A 15520-nucleotide genomic window follows, 5' to 3' on the forward strand; every position below is an offset into this window, starting at 1 on the left:
GCCTGCCCGCCTTGCGTAATTTACGTGGCGACATCTACCAGCAGGCTTGGTCTGGCCTCCCTTGCCAATTGACTTCGCTGGACCTTCTGCAGCGAAATACCGGCAACTGCTTCTCCTGCTGCGGAGCTTTCTTGGCTATATCGATGTGAACTCTGGGATCACTTGATCCCTTGTTTATATTCTCGGGGCGTTGCTGTGTCCCTGTTCCGCCAAAGCCCAATTGTGTTGCGCGCTCAACGGCGCGCGATCCGGCCGCATTCAATGGCCGGCCATGGATGGTCTGTACATTCGCCGGCCGTGATGGAGTTCCGGGCGATTGACTCGCTGCTCCATCGCCTGCAAGCGCGGGCTTGCCGTTGCGATTACCCTCATCCTTCTTGTTCCACACGCGCAGCAAAGCTTGCACGATTTCAAGGATTATTCGGAGGCCGAGAGCCATTCGGTTGATCCTTTTATCGGAGTTCGGATAGAGGCTAATGCCTGTTCGGTCAGACGCAGGAGTTGAAGTCCGAACGCAACTCCTCAACTTGATATTTCCCAATCCTGCCGTTTGGCCCACGATGTCAAGCGTCCATCACCGCGTCGGCAAGGTGATGAAGACATTTCGAGTGGGGCGTACGAATGCCCAAACTACTTCGCAAATGAGGGATATAATCCAGCCTAATCTCAGCACACTCTAGGATCGGACGCGTAATCAGAGAAGGCTGCCGGCTTCCGTCCGCTTACGCATGCCCCGCCTGCGAGGATAACATCGCCGGATCGACGCCGATCTTGTGCAGTGCGTTTTGATATTTGTTGTCGAGATCGCTGCCGAACAGCAGTTCCTCGTCCGCCGCGCAGCTCAACCAGCCATTGCGCTGAATCTCGTCCTCGAGCTGGCCGGGCGCCCAGCCCGCATAGCCCAATGCCAGGAGCGAGCGCCGCGGACCCTGGCCACCGGCGATGGCGCGCAAAATGTCGAGCGTCGCCGTCAGCGCCACGCGCTCGTCGATCGGCAGCGACGTGTCGGCTGAGAAATAATCGGACGTGTGCAGCACGAAGCCGCGTCCCGGTTCCACCGGCCCGCCGAATTGCACCAGCATCGACTGCACGTCGTCGGGCAGCTTGATCCGGTTCTCTTGCGGCATGATGTCGAGCCGCTCCAGCAGTTCGCTGAATGAGATCATTGGCGCCCGCTTGTTGACGATGATGCCCATGGCGCCGTTGTCGGAATGCGCGCACATGAAAATGACGGATCTGTCGAAGCGGGGGTCGCTCATGCCCGGCATGGCGATCAGCATCTGGCCGTCGAGAAAGGATGATTTTTTCATGGAACTCCACCCTTTGCTGCTGGCCCAGGTTAAGACTTTTTTGGCCCGGCGGAAAGCGGTCAATCTGACATTAAGTTGATGGGGCTGGATGCGAAGTTGATTTGGCCCCCGCCCCGCCACAATTTATGGAACAAATATGGAGATAGTGCCGTAGATGCAGAGACGCCAGTTCCTTTTTGCCGCTTTGGGCTTGCCGGCCTTCACCCTGGCGGCGCGCGCAGAGGCGGGACAGCACTACGCGGTGCGGCTCATTGGCGGTGAGACACAGAACAATATATGGCGCGCCGGCCTGGACATCACTCTCGACGAGGGGTGGAAAACCTATTGGCGCATGCCGGGCGATGCCGGCGTGCCGCCGCAGTTCGACTGGGCGGGATCGAAGAATGTCAGGTCCGTCACCGTGCTGTGGCCGGTGCCGAAGCGTTATATCGACGCCGGTGGCGAGACTGTCGGCTACAAGGATCGCGTAATCTTTCCGCTCGACATCGCCCCAGAGGATCCAGGCCAGCCGATTGCTCTCGCGCTCGAGGCTTTCTTCGGCGTCTGTGACGTCGTCTGCATTCCGGCGAAATTCGATGCGGCACTCCTGCAGGACGGGGCCAGCCCAGGCGATGCGAGCCTCATCGCCGCCTACGCGGCCCGCGTGCCGGAAAAGGTCGATGCCGCATCGCATTTCCGCGCCGCTCGTGCCACGCTCGCGCAAGAGGGGGGTAAACCGGTACTGGCGGTGAGCCTCATCGGGACGGGCTTCGACGGCGATCTCGACATCTTCGTCGAGGGCAGCGATTTCGCCTATTTCCGCGCCCCCCGGCGCACCGACGACAGGGCTGTGGTGCACCTGCCCATCGACGGGCTGAAGGACCCGGCGACGCTGCAGGGCAAGCCCCTGCGCCTCACCATGGTCGCTGGCGACATTCGCCTTGAGCAGGATGTCGTGGTCGAATAGATCACGATGAGTTTGGATTGAGTCAATCCAAACTCATAAACGTGATCGATTCTTATTTGCTGGCGCGGGATTCTTGCGGAAAACCGGTGGCCACTTTTCCGCATCCCGCGCCAACGCCTCCGGAAGGCGAATCGCTTCGCCGAATGGCGCTTTCGCCAGAGCAAATTCTTGGAGCAAATTCTTATCGCCATAGTCTTCAACTTTGGCGGATTTTGCTCTAAGCGTTGCTGCCTTCCAGAACGCCTGCCGCCGGCCGGCGCCAATGGCATCCAGAAACCCAAATTGTGAGGAGCAAACATGATCAAGGTTGGCGATCGTCTGCCGGAAGCCGAATTCATCACCATGACGGGCGACGGCACGCAAAGATTCACCACCGGCACGGTATTTGCCGGCCGCAAGGTCGTGCTCTTCGCGGTTCCCGGCGCCTTCACGCCGACCTGCAGCATGAACCACCTGCCCGGCTTCGTGAAGGAAGCCGATGCCATCAAGGCCAAGGGCGCCGACACCATCGCCTGCACGGCGGTGAACGACGTGCATGTCATGAATGCCTGGAGCCGCCAGTCGGGCGCCGACGGCAAGATCCTCATGCTGGCCGACGGCAATGGCGCTTTCGCCAAGGCTGTGGGCCTCGAATTCGATCTCACCGCCCACAATATGGGCCATCGCTCCAAGCGTTATTCGATGATCGTCGAGGACGGCGTGGTCAAGGCGCTCAATGTCGAGGACAAGCCGGGCGTCAATGTCTCCGGCGCCGATACGATCCTGAAGCAGCTCTGAGCGGCCGCCTTATTCAACAACCTGTTCACAGATTATTCCCCTCTCTCGCTTGCCAAGCAGGAGAGGGGAGTATCCGCATTATGATTTCTTTTTGAACGGCGCCATGCCCATGCGCGCCAGTTCGTCGGCACGCTCATTGTCGTCATGGCCGGCATGGCCCTTCACCCAGTGCCAGCTCACCTGATGGCGGGCAAGCGCCTGGTCGAGACGCTGCCAGAGCTCGGCATTCTTTACCGGCTTCTTATCGGACGTCTTCCAGCCATTGCGCTTCCAGCTATGGATCCACTTGCTGATGCCGTCCTTCACATATTGTGAATCGGTGTGAATCTCGACGGCCGCAGGCCGCGTCAGCGCCTCGAGCGCCTTGATCGCCGCGGTCAGCTCCATGCGGTTGTTGGTGGTGAGCGCCTCGCCGCCCTGCAGTTCCTTCTCATGCCCGTTATAGCGCAGGATTGCGCCCCAGCCGCCCGGTCCCGGATTACCGGAACAGGCGCCGTCGGTATGGATGACGACGGGTGTCGAACTCATGCGGCGGGTTTCGTTTCGCGCAGTTCCCGCGGCAGCTTGAAGGAGACATTCTCCTCGCGCAGCACGACTTTTTCAACCGTTACGTCATAAAACGCGCAGAAGGCGTCGATGATCTCGTTGACCAGCACTTCGGGTGCCGAGGCGCCGGCGGTGAGGCCGACGCTCTTGAGGCCCTGGAGCTTCGACCAGTCGAGATCGGCGGCGCGCTGCACCAACTCCGCCGAAGGGCAGCCGTTCTTGAGACCGACTTCGACCAGCCGCTTCGAATTGGACGAATTGGGCGCGCCCACCACCAGGAGGAGATCGATCTTCTCGGCGATCGACTTCACCGCTTCCTGGCGGTTGGTCGTCGCATAGCAGATGTCTTCCTTGTAGGGGCCGCGGATCTCGGGGAAACGGCGCTTCAGCGTCTCGACGATATCGCGCGTGTCATCGACCGAGAGCGTCGTCTGGGTGACATAAGCGAGCTTCGAGGGATCATGCGGCGTGAAGCTCTGCGCTTCTTCCACTGTCTCGATCAGGGCGATGGCGCCGTCGGGCAATTGCCCCATAGTGCCGATCACCTCGGGATGTCCCTTATGCCCGATGAGAACGATGTCAAGCCCTTCGCCGAAATGGCGCTGCGCCTCCATATGCACCTTGGTAACGAGCGGGCAGGTGGCGTCGATCTGGAACAGCTGGCGCAGCCTTGCCGCCTGCGGTACCGATTTAGGCACGCCGTGGGCGGAGAAAATCACAGGTCGGTCGCCATCGGGGATCTCGTCGAGTTCATCGACAAAGACAGCACCCTTGGCCTTCAGGTCGTCGACCACGAATTTATTGTGCACGATCTCGTGGCGCACATAGACCGGCGCCCCGTAAAGCGCCAGTGCCCGCTCGACGATATCGATGGCGCGCACCACCCCGGCGCAGAAACCGCGCGGCGCCGCGAGCAGGATGGTCAGCTGAGGTTTATTCATGAGCGCTAGATGGCGAAGGTAGCCTGCGCTTGTCAAGGAAAGCGAGGCCGCTCCCGCCTGGCAATTTACGCAATGGGCAAAGGGGTCGAAAATCAAGCCATTGCCGGTTTGGTCGGGCCGGGAGGATTTTTGTGGTGGGAACCCGTTTCCCCCAGATCTGGGCCTTGCCTTTCCGCCTGGGTACCACTAGGTTCCGGGCGTTCGTTAGGACACACGCGGGAGAGGCCGGTTAAATCCGGCGCCGAAGGAGCAACCGCCCCGGAAACTCTCAGGCAAAAGGACCGCATGCGTTCGCCGACTCTGGAGAGCAGGGGAAAACCCCTCACCGAAGGAGCGAAGCTCATGTGTCGGAGCGACATGGGCGAAATCTCTCAGGTTCTCTGACAGAGGGGGCAGGCTTGGCTGTTGCTGGGTCTTGCTCAATCATGTCGGAACCGGGAACTTTAATGGCAACGCTCACCGAAACACTTCATCGCACCCCCCTTTACGATCAACATGTAAAACTGGGCGCTCGCATCGTGCCCTTCGCCGGCTACGAGATGCCGGTGCAATATCCGACAGGCATCCTGACCGAACACAACTGGACGCGGAGCTCCGCCGGCCTGTTCGACGTCTCCCATATGGGCCAGGCCCACCTGACCGGTCCCGATCATCAGACGGTGGCCAAGGCGCTGGAAAAGCTCGTGCCGGGCGATGTGCTGGGTCTGGCGGCGCAGCGCATCCGCTATTCACAGCTCACCAATCCGCAAGGCGGCATCATCGACGATCTGATGATCACCCGCACGAGCGACGACGGCCGATTCTATGTCGTGGTCAATGCCTCGCGCAAGGATGTCGACTATGCCTGGCTCAACGGGCACCTGCCCGACAATGTGAAGCTCGAGCCGATCGAAGACCACGCCTTGGTCGCTTTGCAGGGCCCCAAGGCGGCCGCCATTCTGGCGCGCCACTGCCCGAAGGCCCCAGGCCTCGCCTTCATGAGCGCAACGCCTGATACATTCGATGGCATTGCGTGCCATATCGCGCGCTCGGGCTATACCGGCGAGGACGGCTTCGAGATATCGGTCGCCGCCAAGGATGCGGGAACCCTGGTCGAGACCTTGCTGGCCGATCCGGATGTCAAGCCGATCGGGCTCGGCGCCCGCGATTCGCTGCGCCTCGAGGCGGGCCTCTGTCTCTATGGCCACGACATCGATGAGGAGACGAGCCCGGTCGAGGCGGGTCTCGTCTGGTCGATCGGCAAAAGGCGGCGCAGCGAAGGTGGTTTCATCGGCGCCGAACGCATTACCCGCGAGATCGCCGAAGGGCCCAAGCGCAAGCGCGTCGGCATCAAGCCGGAAGGCCGCGCCCCCGCCCGCGAAGGTTCCCTTATCACCGACGAGCAGGGCCGCAGCATCGGCACCGTGACCTCGGGCGGTTTCGGGCCTACCGTCAACGGTCCGGTTGCCATGGGTTATGTCGAGACGGCCCTCGCGCCGGCCGGCACCAGGATCAATCTGGTGGTGCGCGACAAGCCGATGCCGGCTTCGGTCGCGGCACTGCCTTTCACGCCGCACAATTACAAACGCTAGCCGAGAGCATGATCCGGAAAAGTGGAATCCGGTTTTCCGACTAGATCATGCGCCAAACAAAGAGGGAGTTCATTATGAGCAAGCACTACACCAAGGACCATGAGTGGATCAGCATCGATGGCGACGTCGCGACGATCGGCATCACCAACCATGCCCAGGAGCAATTGGGCGACGTCGTCTTCGTCGAGCTGCCGGCGATCGGCAAGGCGGTGACCAAGGGCGGCGATGCGGCGGTGGTCGAATCGGTCAAGGCCGCGAGCGAGGTCTATGCGCCGGTCTCGGGCGAGGTGGTCGAAGTGAACAAGGATCTCGAAGGCGATCCGGCACTCGTCAACCGCCAGGCCGAAGGAGCTGCCTGGTTCATGAAAGTGAAGCTCAAGGACAAGGGCGAACTCGCCGATCTGATGGACAAGGCCGCTTACGACAAATTCGTCGCCGAGCAATAACCCGACAAGCCCCTTCTCCCTCTCGCGGGAGAAGGGGCCGGGAGGGCGGATGAGGGTGTAAAGGAATCAAGAGAATGTCGACCAAACGCGCAACGCTTGCCGAACTTGAACCGCAGGCCAATTTCGTTCCGCGCCATATCGGTCCCAATGCGACCGAGACGGCGGAAATGCTGAAAGCCGTGGGAGCCGCCTCGCTCGAGGAATTCATCGACAAGGTGATCCCGAAGAAGATCCGCGCCGCCAAGCCCCTCGATCTGCCCAAGGGCAAGGCCGAGCGCACCACGCTCTCCTACCTGCGCCAGATGGCGTCGCGCAACGAGGTGTTCACCTCGATGATCGGCATGGGCTATTACGGCACCGTCACGCCCAAGGTCATTCTGCGCAACATCCTGGAGAATCCCGGCTGGTACACCGCCTACACGCCCTATCAGGCGGAGGTGAGCCAAGGGCGCCTCGAGGCGCTGCTCAATTACCAGCAGATGATCATCGACTTCACCGGGCTCGAGCTCGCCAGCGCCTCGCTCCTCGATGAGGGCACCGCCGCCGCCGAAGCCATGTCCATGGCCAAGCGCGTGGTGAAGACCTCGGCCAACGCGTTCTTCGTCGATCGCGACACGCATCCTCAGACCATCGGCGTCATCGAGACAAGAGCCAGGGCGTTTGGCTTCGATATCGTCATCGGCGATCCGGCCAAGGATCTGAAACCTTCCGAAGTCTTCGGCGCGCTCCTCTCCTATCCGGGCTCGTCCGGCGAGATCCGCGACTATCGAGCGATCATCGACAAGCTGCATGGCGCCGGCGCCCTCGCCATCATGGCGACCGATCTTCTGGCGCTCGCTCTTCTCACTTCCCCCGGTGAACTGGGCGCCGACATCGCTGTAGGCTCGGCGCAGCGCTTCGGCGTGCCGATGGGCTATGGCGGTCCACATGCCGCCTTCTTCGCCACCCGCGACGAGTACAAGCGGTCCATGCCGGGCCGCATCATCGGCGTCTCGGTCGATTCGCACGGCAACCCGGCTCTGCGCATGGCCATGCAGACGCGCGAGCAGCATATCCGCCGCGAGAAGGCGACCAGCAACATCTGCACCGCGCAGGTCCTGCTCGCCGTGATTGCCTCGATGTTCGCCGTCTATAACGGTCCCAAGGGCATAAAGAAGACGGCCGAGCGTACCCATCGCCTCGCCGCCATCTTCGCGGATGCCGTCAAGGGCTTCGGCTACGAGGTCACGACCAAGGCCTTCTTCGACACCGTCACCATCAACGCGCCGGGCCGCGCCCAGGCGATCCTGGCGCGCGCCAAGGAGAAGCGCATCAACCTGCGCTTCGTCGACGCCGACCATGTCGGCATCTCCTTCGACCAGTCGACGCGCCGCCAGGAGCTCGAGCGGCTTCTCACCGTGTTCAAGACCGATGCGCTGGAGCGCGTCGATATCGACAAGCTCGACGCCAAGGTCGCTGAGGCGATTCCGGCGGCGCTCGTCCGCAAGTCTTCTTATCTCACCCATCCGGTCTTCGAGATGTATCACTCGGAAACCGAGATGCTGCGTTATATGCGCAGGCTCCAGGCCAAGGACGTGGCGCTCGACCGCTCGATGATCCCCCTGGGCTCCTGCACCATGAAGCTCAACGCCACGACCGAGATGATCCCGGTAACCTGGCGCGAATTTGCCATGATGCATCCTTTCGCGCCGCTCGAGCAGGCGCAAGGCTACCAGCAGCTCTTCGAGGAGCTCGAATATATGCTGGCCGAGATCACCGGCTTCGACACCATCTCGCTGCAGCCCAATGCCGGCAGTCAGGGTGAATATGCGGGACTCCTCGCCATTCGGGGCTTCCATCACGCGAAGGGCGACACGCACCGCGATGTCTGCCTCATCCCGGTTTCGGCGCATGGCACCAACCCGGCTTCAGCGGTGATGGCGGGCATGAAGGTGGTCGTCGTCGCCTGCGACGACAAGGGCAATGTCGATGTCGCCGATCTCGAGGCCAAGGCTAAGCAGCATGCGGCCAATCTGGCGGCCTTGATGATCACCTATCCCTCGACCCATGGCGTGTTCGAGGAGAGCATCAAGGATATCTGCGCCATCATTCATGCCAATGGCGGCCAGGTCTATCTCGACGGCGCCAATCTGAACGCGCAAGTGGGCCTCGTCCGTCCGGCCGAGCTCGGCGCCGATGTCTGCCACATGAACCTGCATAAGACCTTCTGCATCCCGCATGGCGGCGGCGGTCCCGGCATGGGCCCTATCGGCGTCAAGGCGCATCTCGCCCCCTATCTGCCGGGTCATCCGGTGGTGCATGGCGTGAATCCGGCGGCCGGTCGCGACCAGTCGCAGGGCCAGGTGTCGTCCGCACCCTGGGGCTCGGCCTCGATCCTTCCCATATCCTGGACCTATATCGCCATGATGGGCGGCGAGGGCCTGAAGGAAGCGACGATGATGGCGATCCTCAACGCCAACTACGTCGCCAGGCGTCTGGCGCCGCATTTCCCGATCGTCTATTCGGGGCCGGGCGGCTTCATCGCGCATGAATGCATCATCGATCTGCGCTGGCTCAAGGAGCGCACGGGGCTCGCCGTCGAGGACGTGGCCAAGCGTCTTGTCGACTATGGCTTCCACGCGCCCACGATGTCTTTCCCGGTCGTCGACACACTGATGATCGAGCCGACCGAATCGGAAGGCAAGCGTGAGCTCGACCGCTTCTGCGACGCTATGATCGAGATCAGGCGCGAAATCGCCGAGGTCGAGGAAGGCAAGGCCGACCGCACCGACAATGTGCTGAAGAACTCCCCGCACACGCATCAGCTGCTGCTCGGCGACTGGACGCGGCCATATTCGAAGGAGAAGGCGTTCTTCCCCTTGAGCTACATCAATGCCGACAAATACTGGCCGCCCGTCGGCCGTGTCGACAATGTGTATGGCGATCGCAATCTCGTCTGCACCTGCCCGCCGATGGAAGCCTATCAGGAAGCGGCGGAGTAACATTTGTCCCCTCTCTCCCCGCGGGGGAGAGGGGATATTCTAATATCCCGGCAGCACGAGCAGCTTCGGCTTTTCCGGCAGCGTTTTGGCCGACAGCGTCACCGACGCTGTCGCGCTGATCTCGACCTCGAGTGCCCCGCTCAGGCCGTTGATGAAGCGCTGCAGCGTCTCCGGGCTGAAATAATGCATCGGCAGCACGAGGCGCGCTTTCAGCTCCTTCAGCACATTGAGCATGTTCACCTGCGCCATCGTATAGGTGCCGTCGACCGGCACCAGCACGATGTCGAGCCGTCCGATCGCGCCTAATTGGGCATTGCTCAATTCGTGATGCAGATGGCCGAGATGGCCGATGCACAATCCGGCGACCTCGAAGATGAAGATCGAATTGCCGTCGGGGATGACACCTCCCATGGAGCGGATATCGGTCGTGACATTACGGATGCGCACATCGCCGACGGTGAGGTCATGGCGCGCCGGTCCGCCCTCCGGATTCCAGCCGCGCAGCACATGTTTGATCGCGGGGTCCGGAAAGTCGGTGTAATGCGACCGGTGGGCATGGTTCATGGTGACCACATCCGGCACTGTGCCGCCGGCATAGCCCGTATAGTCGGTGGCGATCCTCACACCTTGCGGGCTTTCGATGAGGAAGGTCGAATGGCCGAGAAAGGTGAACCGCACCTGGTCCGCTTCGAGCGCCGTGGGCGAAAACTGGACCGGCACCAGGGAGGAAGGCGCCTGCGCCATGGCCAGGCAGTCGCTGGCCTGCGCCTCGGCACGGGACGCCATCAGCGGCGAGATGAGAAAAAGGAGAAGCGCCAGAAACCGCACAGCGACCATGGGGATGCTCCGATCATGTCTGCAAGATGCGTATCGAAGAGCAGTCTAACGGCTCACTCAGCCGGCCCGGATCAATTTTCTGTCAGTCAGGTGATCCTCGCTGAAAGCATAACAGCCATCCCTGTGGACATTGATCTTGCGCGAGGGCGCGGCTACGGCTTGCCGCGAGCCAACCGAACACCAGACGGAAACCGAAATGACGAATTATCCCGATACGCACCTGTTCATCGATGGCGCATGGCGGCCCTCCGCCAGCGGCCGCACCATTCCCGTGCTCAATCCGGCGACGGGGCAGTCGATCGGGACCGTCGCCTGGGCCGACAAGAGCGATCTTGACGCAGCCCTTGCCGCGGCAGCGCGTGGCTTCGAAGTCTGGCGCAAGATGTCCGCCTATGAGCGCGCCAAGCTCATGCGCCGCGCCGGCGAGATCCTGCGCGGCCGGGCCGAGGAGATCGCGGTGCTGATGACTCTCGAGCAGGGCAAGCCGCTCGCCCAGTCGAAGCTGGAGACGCTCGCTGCCGCCGACATCATCGACTGGTTCGCCGGCGAAGCACAGCGCGCTTATGGCCAGGTGATCCCCGCGCGGGCGCCCGACGTCATCCAGATGACGCTCAAGCTGCCCGTGGGTCCGGTCGCCGCTTTCACGCCCTGGAACTTCCCCATCAACCAGGTGGTGAGAAAACTCTCGGCCGCGCTCGCCGCCGGCTGCTCCATCATTGTCAAGGCGCCGGAAGAGACGCCGGCCTCGCCGGCGGCTCTCATCAAGGCCTTCGTCGATGCCGGAATTCCCGCCGGCGTGGTCAATCTCGTCTATGGCGTGCCGGCGGAAATCTCCGAATATCTGATCCCGCATCCGGTTATTCGCAAGATCAGCTTCACCGGCTCGACGCCCGTCGGCAAACAGCTCGCCGCTCTCGCCGGACTGCATATGAAGCGCGCCACGATGGAACTCGGCGGGCATGCGCCGGTGGTCGTGGCCGAGGATGCCGATGTCGATTCGGTGGTCCGTCTGATGGTGGCCAACAAGTTCCGCAATGCCGGGCAGGTCTGCGTGTCGCCGACGCGTTTTCTCGTGCAGGAGCGCATCGCCGACGAGTTCACAGAGCGTTTCACCGCCGGAGCCAAGGCGATCCGCGTCGGCGACGGTCTCGATCCCAATGTCGAGATGGGCCCGCTCGCCAATGACCGGCGCATTCCCGCACTCGAGGCTCTCATCGGCGATGCGGTGACGCATGGAGCGCGGCTGACGACGGGCGGTCGCCGGATCGGCAACGAGGGATGGTTCTTCGAGCCGACGGTTCTGGCCGACGTCCCGCTGAAGGCGCGGATCATGAGTGAGGAGCCCTTCGGGCCGGTCGTCGTGATCAATCGCTTCGGCGCCCTCGACGAAGCGATCGCCGAGGCGAACCGGCTGCCCTTCGGACTGGCCGCCTTTGCTTTCACCCGCAATGGCGCCACCGCCACGCGCTTCGGCAATGAAATCGAAGCCGGCATGACGAGCATCAATCACCTGGGCCTCGCCCTGCCTGAAGTGCCCTTCGGCGGCATCAAGGATTCGGGTCATGGCACCGAGGGAGGCTCGGAGGCGCTTCAAGCCTATCTCGACACGCGTCTCGTGACCCGCAAGGGCTGATCGTCAGCAATTAACGGTCCGAAGCGCAGAGATTAGAGCGCCGGCGCATTCTGACGAAGGTGCCGGCGCTTCTCATCAAGCCTGCGGAGGCTAGTGTCCCGAATCCGAAGTTCGCCACAGCCAGCGGGAGCTTCCGAGCGAACTTCGGATTCGGAAGGACACTAGAAAACCTAATGATTCTAGTGTGCTTTTGAACGCGAAGTTCCTGTCGGTGCAAGCCGCCTGATATCGGGAACTTCGCGTTCAGCACACTAGCGGCCGAGCAATTTGAAGATCGCGCCGCCGCCCAGCGCGACCGCGATGAGGATCATCTTCCAGAACTTGGCGAGCGCCACGCCGATCACCGCGAAGAGGCCGAGCTTCTTCGCGGCGGCTCCACCGATCAGCGCGGTGAGGCCGTATTCGGCCAGGCGGTCGGTCGAGGCATTGTAGTCGGCATAACGTTGGCCGGGCTTGTAATCGAGCACCGCCAGCAGCGTGCCGGCATGTTTCTTGTCTTGCGCGATGGTGTCCTCGCCGGTCACCAGATTGAGCTCGAAATAGCCCTGCCGTCCCAGCGCATAGGTATTGTAGTTAATCGTCGCCGCAGTGGTGCTGCCGCGATCCTACCCGAGCATCGACCACACCAAGCGATAGCTTGTTTCTTTCCAACGGGCAAAGGGGACAGGTGGAAGAGCTCTGGCCCAAAAACAAAAAACCCGGCGCTGAGGCCGGGTTTCGTATTTCGTATGAAGCTGTCGCTTAGTTGAGCCGGGACTTCACGGCGTCGATCGATTCCTCGATGAATTTGGCGCCCTTGGCTCCTTCGGCCGCTGCGGCGAGAAGCTCGCTGGCGGCGCTCACCGCCACGTCGGTGGCCGCGGTGCGCACGTCCTTCACGGCCTGCTGCTCGGCCTGGGCGATCTTCTGCTCGGCCTGCCTGGTGCGGCGCTCCAGCGTCTCGGCGAGCTTGTTGCGGGTCTCATGCGCCAGCGCCTCGGCTTCCTTGCGCGCGAGCGCCACGATGTCCTCGGCGTCCTTCTCGGCCTGGGCGCGCTTATTCTTGTATTCGTCGAGCAGCGCCTGCGCTTCCTCGCGCAGCTTCCTGGCTTCGGCCAGTTCCTTGGCGATGCGCGTCGAGCGCTCATCGAGCATGGCGGCGATTTTGGCGGGCACTTTCAGATAGATGAGGAGCGCCACAAAGAGCAGGAAGGCTACGGCAACCCAGGTTTCCGGTTTTCCAAACATGGTCAGTTTCCTTGCGCCTTGGCGACGGCCTTGGCCGCGTCAGCACTGCTTACCTTGGTTCCGGCAAGCTGGCCGACGATCTCGGCGGCGATCTCGGTGGCGAGTGCGGTCACGCTGGTGAGCGCCTTGGTGCGTGCCGCCTGGATAGTCTTCTCGGCCTGGGCGATCTTGGCGGCGAGTTCGCCGTCAAGCTTGCTGCGTTCCTTATCCACCTCGGCGCTGAGCTTATCGCGCGTGTCCTTGGCGATCGCATGCGCCTTGCCGCGCGCCTCGGCGAGCGCCTTCTCATACTCGGCGACGGCCTTGTCGGTATCCGCCTTGAAGCGCTGGGCCGCGACCAGGTCGCTGTCGATCTGGTTCTTGCGACCCTCGATGACACCGCCGGTGCGCGGGATCACAATCTTCGAGATGATGAAATAGAGGACAAGGAAGGTCACCGCGAGCCAGAAAAGCTGCGGCGGCCAGGTATTGACGTCGAGTTGCGGCATGGCTCCAGCGCCTCATCTTGATCCAAGCGCCGGCAAGGGCCGTGGCGGCCCCGCCGGTTGGCGAAGACTTCGGTTCGATCAACCGAAGAGAATGAGCATTGCGACGGCGAAGCCGATCAGGCCGGTCGCTTCGGCGAAGGCGAAGCCGAGGAACAGCGTGCCGCGCTGGCCGGCGGCAGCCGCCGGATTGCGCAGAGCGCCCGCGAGATAATTGCCGAAGATGTGGCCGATACCGACGCCGGCGCCGCCGAGGGCGATGGCCGCGATACCCGCACCGATCATCTTTGCTGCTTCAACTTCCATCTGACTTCTCCTGTTGAATGGATGGATTAAGGGTTCAGTGATTAGTGATCCACATGCATGGCATCGCTGAGATACATGCAGGTGAGAAGCGCGAAGACATAGGCCTGTAGCGCCGCCACCAGTAGCTCGAGACCATAGAGGCCGACCATGGCGATGAGCGGCAGCCAGCCGGCGGTGACGCCGAGCATGACGACGAAGCCGGCCATCACCTTCAGCATCATGTGGCCGGCCATCATGTTGGCGAAGAGACGGATCGAGAGGCTCATCGGGCGGATGAAGTAGGACACGATCTCGATGACGACCACCAGCGGCAAGAGGATCGCCGGCACGCCCGACGGCACGAACAATTTCAGATAGCCGAAACCGTTGCGGTAAAAGCCGATGATGGTGGCGCCGATGAAGACGACGAGCGCCAGCGCCAGCGTCACGATGATGTGGCTCGTCACCGTGAAGGAATAGGGGATGAGGCCCAAGACGTTGCAGAACAGGATGAAGGTGAACAGTGTGAGCACGAACGGGAAGTAGGTACGGGCATTCTCATGCAACACTTCCTTCGTCATGTTCTCGATGAATTCGTACATGCTTTCCGAGACCGACTGCAGCCGGGTTGGGATCAGATGCTTGGGGGCCAGGAGGAAGAGGAGGGCTGCGCAGACGACCGCGATGATGGCCCAGAGACCGGAATTGGTGAGCGAGAAGGGGCCGAGATCGATGATATTGTTGATATGGAACTGATGGATCGGATCGATGATCTTCTCACCATGCTCGGGCGCAGCGCCGGCTGCCACTTCAGTTGTGCTCGTTGCCACGTCTAATCCTCGTCATCGTCCTTGACCGAAGGCGCCACGGGGCCCTTGCCGCCCAGCACTTCCTCGGCCTGTTTGCTCTTTGAGAGCCGCATCACATTGACGACCCCCGCAGCGATCCCGAACGGCATGAGGGCCAGCATGACCCACGGCGCCGTACCGAAATATTTGTCCGCCATCCAGCCAAGGCCCATGCACACGGCGAGACCGACGAAAAGCTCGGTCACCGCGCGCATTGCGAGGCCCGCCGCCGATCCCTCGGTCTTGTCGGGCCCTTGAGCTTCCTTGCGCTGGTTCAGACTGGTGTCCAGTCGCTTTCCCAAGTCCTTGAGCCGGTCATCTGATTTGCTCATGATCCTGCTCGAAAAAAAATGGTTGTCGCGGCTTGAACGTCCCTCAAAATCGCGCGCACCATAGAGTTTGGGCAAAAACGTGTCAAGGAATGCCTCGGTAATATAAGCCTTTGATTCTCATAAGCTTTCGACACCACTTTAACGATGCGGCGATTCGCGCGGCGGGATTGTCGCCGCGCCGTCGCAAATCCGATTCCGCCTTATAGGAAGCCCGGGGGTGGTACGAAGGTCTGAAAGTCGCGCTCGATCAACTCGGTTCTGTTGCGCGGCGAGACCGTCATCCTCGACCGGCGGCTGACGTGACCTGCGGATATGGGCCGTCCCTGCAACCGGGCGCTTTCAAGGAGCTGCCTTC

At 61.9% G+C, this 15520-nt stretch carries 16 protein-coding genes, 1 pseudogene and 1 riboswitch; of the genes and pseudogenes, 6 read left to right on the forward strand and 11 right to left on the reverse strand.

Annotation, left to right across the window (positions count from 1 at the left end):
• Nucleotides 1-34 precede the first annotated feature (34 nt).
• A complete protein-coding gene (locus tag G5V57_RS16500; RefSeq protein ID WP_165168692.1) occupies nucleotides 35-439 on the reverse strand; it encodes a hypothetical protein in 405 nt (134 codons plus the stop codon).
• Nucleotides 440-722: 283 nt separating this feature from the next.
• The gene (locus G5V57_RS16505) at nucleotides 723-1310 is read right to left on the reverse strand and encodes a YqgE/AlgH family protein (protein WP_165168693.1); all 588 of its coding nucleotides are present in this window, start codon (nucleotides 1308-1310) and stop codon (nucleotides 723-725) included.
• Between the two features lie 154 nt (nucleotides 1311-1464).
• Between G5V57_RS16505 and G5V57_RS16510 the strand changes: the two genes are divergently transcribed.
• Nucleotides 1465-2256 carry a protein-disulfide reductase DsbD domain-containing protein gene (locus G5V57_RS16510; RefSeq protein ID WP_165168694.1) on the forward strand — a complete coding sequence of 264 codons (792 nt, stop codon included), beginning with the start codon at nucleotides 1465-1467 and terminating at the stop codon, nucleotides 2254-2256.
• A 297-nt stretch (nucleotides 2257-2553) separates the two neighbouring features.
• Complete coding sequence (locus G5V57_RS16515; RefSeq protein WP_165168695.1) at nucleotides 2554-3033, forward strand: peroxiredoxin; 480 nt, start codon at nucleotides 2554-2556, stop codon at nucleotides 3031-3033.
• A 78-nt stretch (nucleotides 3034-3111) separates the two neighbouring features.
• Here the strand turns inward: G5V57_RS16515 and rnhA are convergent, their stop codons facing one another.
• Nucleotides 3112-3561 (reverse strand): ribonuclease HI, encoded by a 450-nt coding sequence (rnhA, locus tag G5V57_RS16520; RefSeq protein ID WP_165168696.1) that lies wholly within the window; start codon nucleotides 3559-3561, stop codon nucleotides 3112-3114.
• Entirely contained in the window at nucleotides 3558-4520 is a 963-nt protein-coding gene (gene ispH, locus G5V57_RS16525) for a 4-hydroxy-3-methylbut-2-enyl diphosphate reductase (RefSeq protein ID WP_165168697.1), read from the reverse strand. The genes rnhA and ispH overlap by 4 nt, the downstream gene beginning before the upstream one ends.
• Nucleotides 4521-4726: 206 nt before the next feature.
• Nucleotides 4727-4814: riboswitch (glycine riboswitch) on the forward strand.
• Nucleotides 4815-4966: 152 nt separating this feature from the next.
• Here ispH and gcvT point away from each other — a divergent pair.
• The 3 genes from gcvT to gcvP all read left to right on the forward strand — a co-directional run bounded on the left by gcvT (nucleotide 4967) and on the right by gcvP (nucleotide 9518).
• The gene (gcvT, locus tag G5V57_RS16530) at nucleotides 4967-6091 is read left to right on the forward strand and encodes a glycine cleavage system aminomethyltransferase GcvT (protein WP_246737651.1); all 1125 of its coding nucleotides are present in this window, start codon (nucleotides 4967-4969) and stop codon (nucleotides 6089-6091) included.
• 74 nt (nucleotides 6092-6165) lie between these two features.
• Nucleotides 6166-6537: a glycine cleavage system protein GcvH gene (gene gcvH / locus G5V57_RS16535; protein ID WP_165168699.1), complete on the forward strand. Its 372-nt coding sequence runs from the start codon at nucleotides 6166-6168 to the stop codon at nucleotides 6535-6537.
• A gap of 74 nt (nucleotides 6538-6611) precedes the next feature.
• Nucleotides 6612-9518 carry an aminomethyl-transferring glycine dehydrogenase gene (gene gcvP, locus G5V57_RS16540; protein WP_165168700.1) on the forward strand — a complete coding sequence of 969 codons (2907 nt, stop codon included), beginning with the start codon at nucleotides 6612-6614 and terminating at the stop codon, nucleotides 9516-9518.
• A 39-nt stretch (nucleotides 9519-9557) separates the two neighbouring features.
• Here the strand turns inward: gcvP and G5V57_RS16545 are convergent, their stop codons facing one another.
• On the reverse strand, nucleotides 9558-10355 hold the full coding sequence (locus G5V57_RS16545) for an MBL fold metallo-hydrolase (protein ID WP_165168701.1): 798 nt from the start codon (nucleotides 10353-10355) through the stop codon (nucleotides 9558-9560).
• Between the two features lie 196 nt (nucleotides 10356-10551).
• On the opposite strand from G5V57_RS16545, the gene G5V57_RS16550 reads away from it, so the two are divergent.
• Nucleotides 10552-11988, forward strand: coding sequence for an NAD-dependent succinate-semialdehyde dehydrogenase (locus tag G5V57_RS16550; protein WP_165168702.1), 1437 nt, complete (start codon nucleotides 10552-10554; stop codon nucleotides 11986-11988).
• A 251-nt stretch (nucleotides 11989-12239) separates the two neighbouring features.
• Here G5V57_RS16550 and G5V57_RS16555 read toward each other — a convergent pair.
• The 6 genes and pseudogenes from G5V57_RS16555 to G5V57_RS16580 form a co-directional block, all read right to left on the reverse strand.
• Nucleotides 12240-12569, reverse strand: a pseudogene (locus G5V57_RS16555) (DUF2167 domain-containing protein); the annotation flags it as partial.
• A 160-nt stretch (nucleotides 12570-12729) separates the two neighbouring features.
• Nucleotides 12730-13215, reverse strand: coding sequence for an ATP F0F1 synthase subunit B (locus tag G5V57_RS16560; RefSeq protein WP_165168703.1), 486 nt, complete (start codon nucleotides 13213-13215; stop codon nucleotides 12730-12732).
• Between the two features lie 2 nt (nucleotides 13216-13217).
• Nucleotides 13218-13703, reverse strand: coding sequence for a F0F1 ATP synthase subunit B' (locus tag G5V57_RS16565; protein WP_165168704.1), 486 nt, complete (start codon nucleotides 13701-13703; stop codon nucleotides 13218-13220).
• 78 nt (nucleotides 13704-13781) lie between these two features.
• Nucleotides 13782-14006 (reverse strand): F0F1 ATP synthase subunit C, encoded by a 225-nt coding sequence (locus G5V57_RS16570; protein WP_119389921.1) that lies wholly within the window; start codon nucleotides 14004-14006, stop codon nucleotides 13782-13784.
• A gap of 41 nt (nucleotides 14007-14047) precedes the next feature.
• Nucleotides 14048-14758 (reverse strand): F0F1 ATP synthase subunit A, encoded by a 711-nt coding sequence (locus G5V57_RS16575; RefSeq protein WP_165174152.1) that lies wholly within the window; start codon nucleotides 14756-14758, stop codon nucleotides 14048-14050.
• 59 nt (nucleotides 14759-14817) lie between these two features.
• Entirely contained in the window at nucleotides 14818-15165 is a 348-nt protein-coding gene (locus G5V57_RS16580; protein ID WP_165168705.1) for an AtpZ/AtpI family protein, read from the reverse strand.
• Nucleotides 15166-15520: the final 355 nt, after the last annotated feature.

This window comes from Nordella sp. HKS 07, assembly GCF_011046735.1.
GTDB lineage: Bacteria > Pseudomonadota > Alphaproteobacteria > Rhizobiales > Aestuariivirgaceae > Taklimakanibacter.

What these genes read in the sequence shown, in the direction of transcription:
- G5V57_RS16500 (WP_165168692.1), bottom strand. Translation starts at nt 439, where the DNA reads ATGGCTCTCGGCCTCCGAATAATCCTTGAAATCGTGCAAGCTTTGCTG.
- G5V57_RS16505 (WP_165168693.1), bottom strand. Translation starts at nt 1,310, where the DNA reads ATGAAAAAATCATCCTTTCTCGACGGCCAGATGCTGATCGCCATGCCG.
- G5V57_RS16510 (WP_165168694.1), top strand. Translation starts at nt 1,465, where the DNA reads ATGCAGAGACGCCAGTTCCTTTTTGCCGCTTTGGGCTTGCCGGCCTTC.
- G5V57_RS16515 (WP_165168695.1), top strand. Translation starts at nt 2,554, where the DNA reads ATGATCAAGGTTGGCGATCGTCTGCCGGAAGCCGAATTCATCACCATG.
- rnhA (WP_165168696.1), bottom strand. Translation starts at nt 3,561, where the DNA reads ATGAGTTCGACACCCGTCGTCATCCATACCGACGGCGCCTGTTCCGGT.
- ispH (WP_165168697.1), bottom strand. Translation starts at nt 4,520, where the DNA reads ATGAATAAACCTCAGCTGACCATCCTGCTCGCGGCGCCGCGCGGTTTC.
- gcvT (WP_246737651.1), top strand. Translation starts at nt 4,967, where the DNA reads ATGGCAACGCTCACCGAAACACTTCATCGCACCCCCCTTTACGATCAA.
- gcvH (WP_165168699.1), top strand. Translation starts at nt 6,166, where the DNA reads ATGAGCAAGCACTACACCAAGGACCATGAGTGGATCAGCATCGATGGC.
- gcvP (WP_165168700.1), top strand. Translation starts at nt 6,612, where the DNA reads ATGTCGACCAAACGCGCAACGCTTGCCGAACTTGAACCGCAGGCCAAT.
- G5V57_RS16545 (WP_165168701.1), bottom strand. Translation starts at nt 10,355, where the DNA reads ATGGTCGCTGTGCGGTTTCTGGCGCTTCTCCTTTTTCTCATCTCGCCG.
- G5V57_RS16550 (WP_165168702.1), top strand. Translation starts at nt 10,552, where the DNA reads ATGACGAATTATCCCGATACGCACCTGTTCATCGATGGCGCATGGCGG.
- G5V57_RS16560 (WP_165168703.1), bottom strand. Translation starts at nt 13,215, where the DNA reads ATGTTTGGAAAACCGGAAACCTGGGTTGCCGTAGCCTTCCTGCTCTTT.
- G5V57_RS16565 (WP_165168704.1), bottom strand. Translation starts at nt 13,703, where the DNA reads ATGCCGCAACTCGACGTCAATACCTGGCCGCCGCAGCTTTTCTGGCTC.
- G5V57_RS16570 (WP_119389921.1), bottom strand. Translation starts at nt 14,006, where the DNA reads ATGGAAGTTGAAGCAGCAAAGATGATCGGTGCGGGTATCGCGGCCATC.
- G5V57_RS16580 (WP_165168705.1), bottom strand. Translation starts at nt 15,165, where the DNA reads ATGAGCAAATCAGATGACCGGCTCAAGGACTTGGGAAAGCGACTGGAC.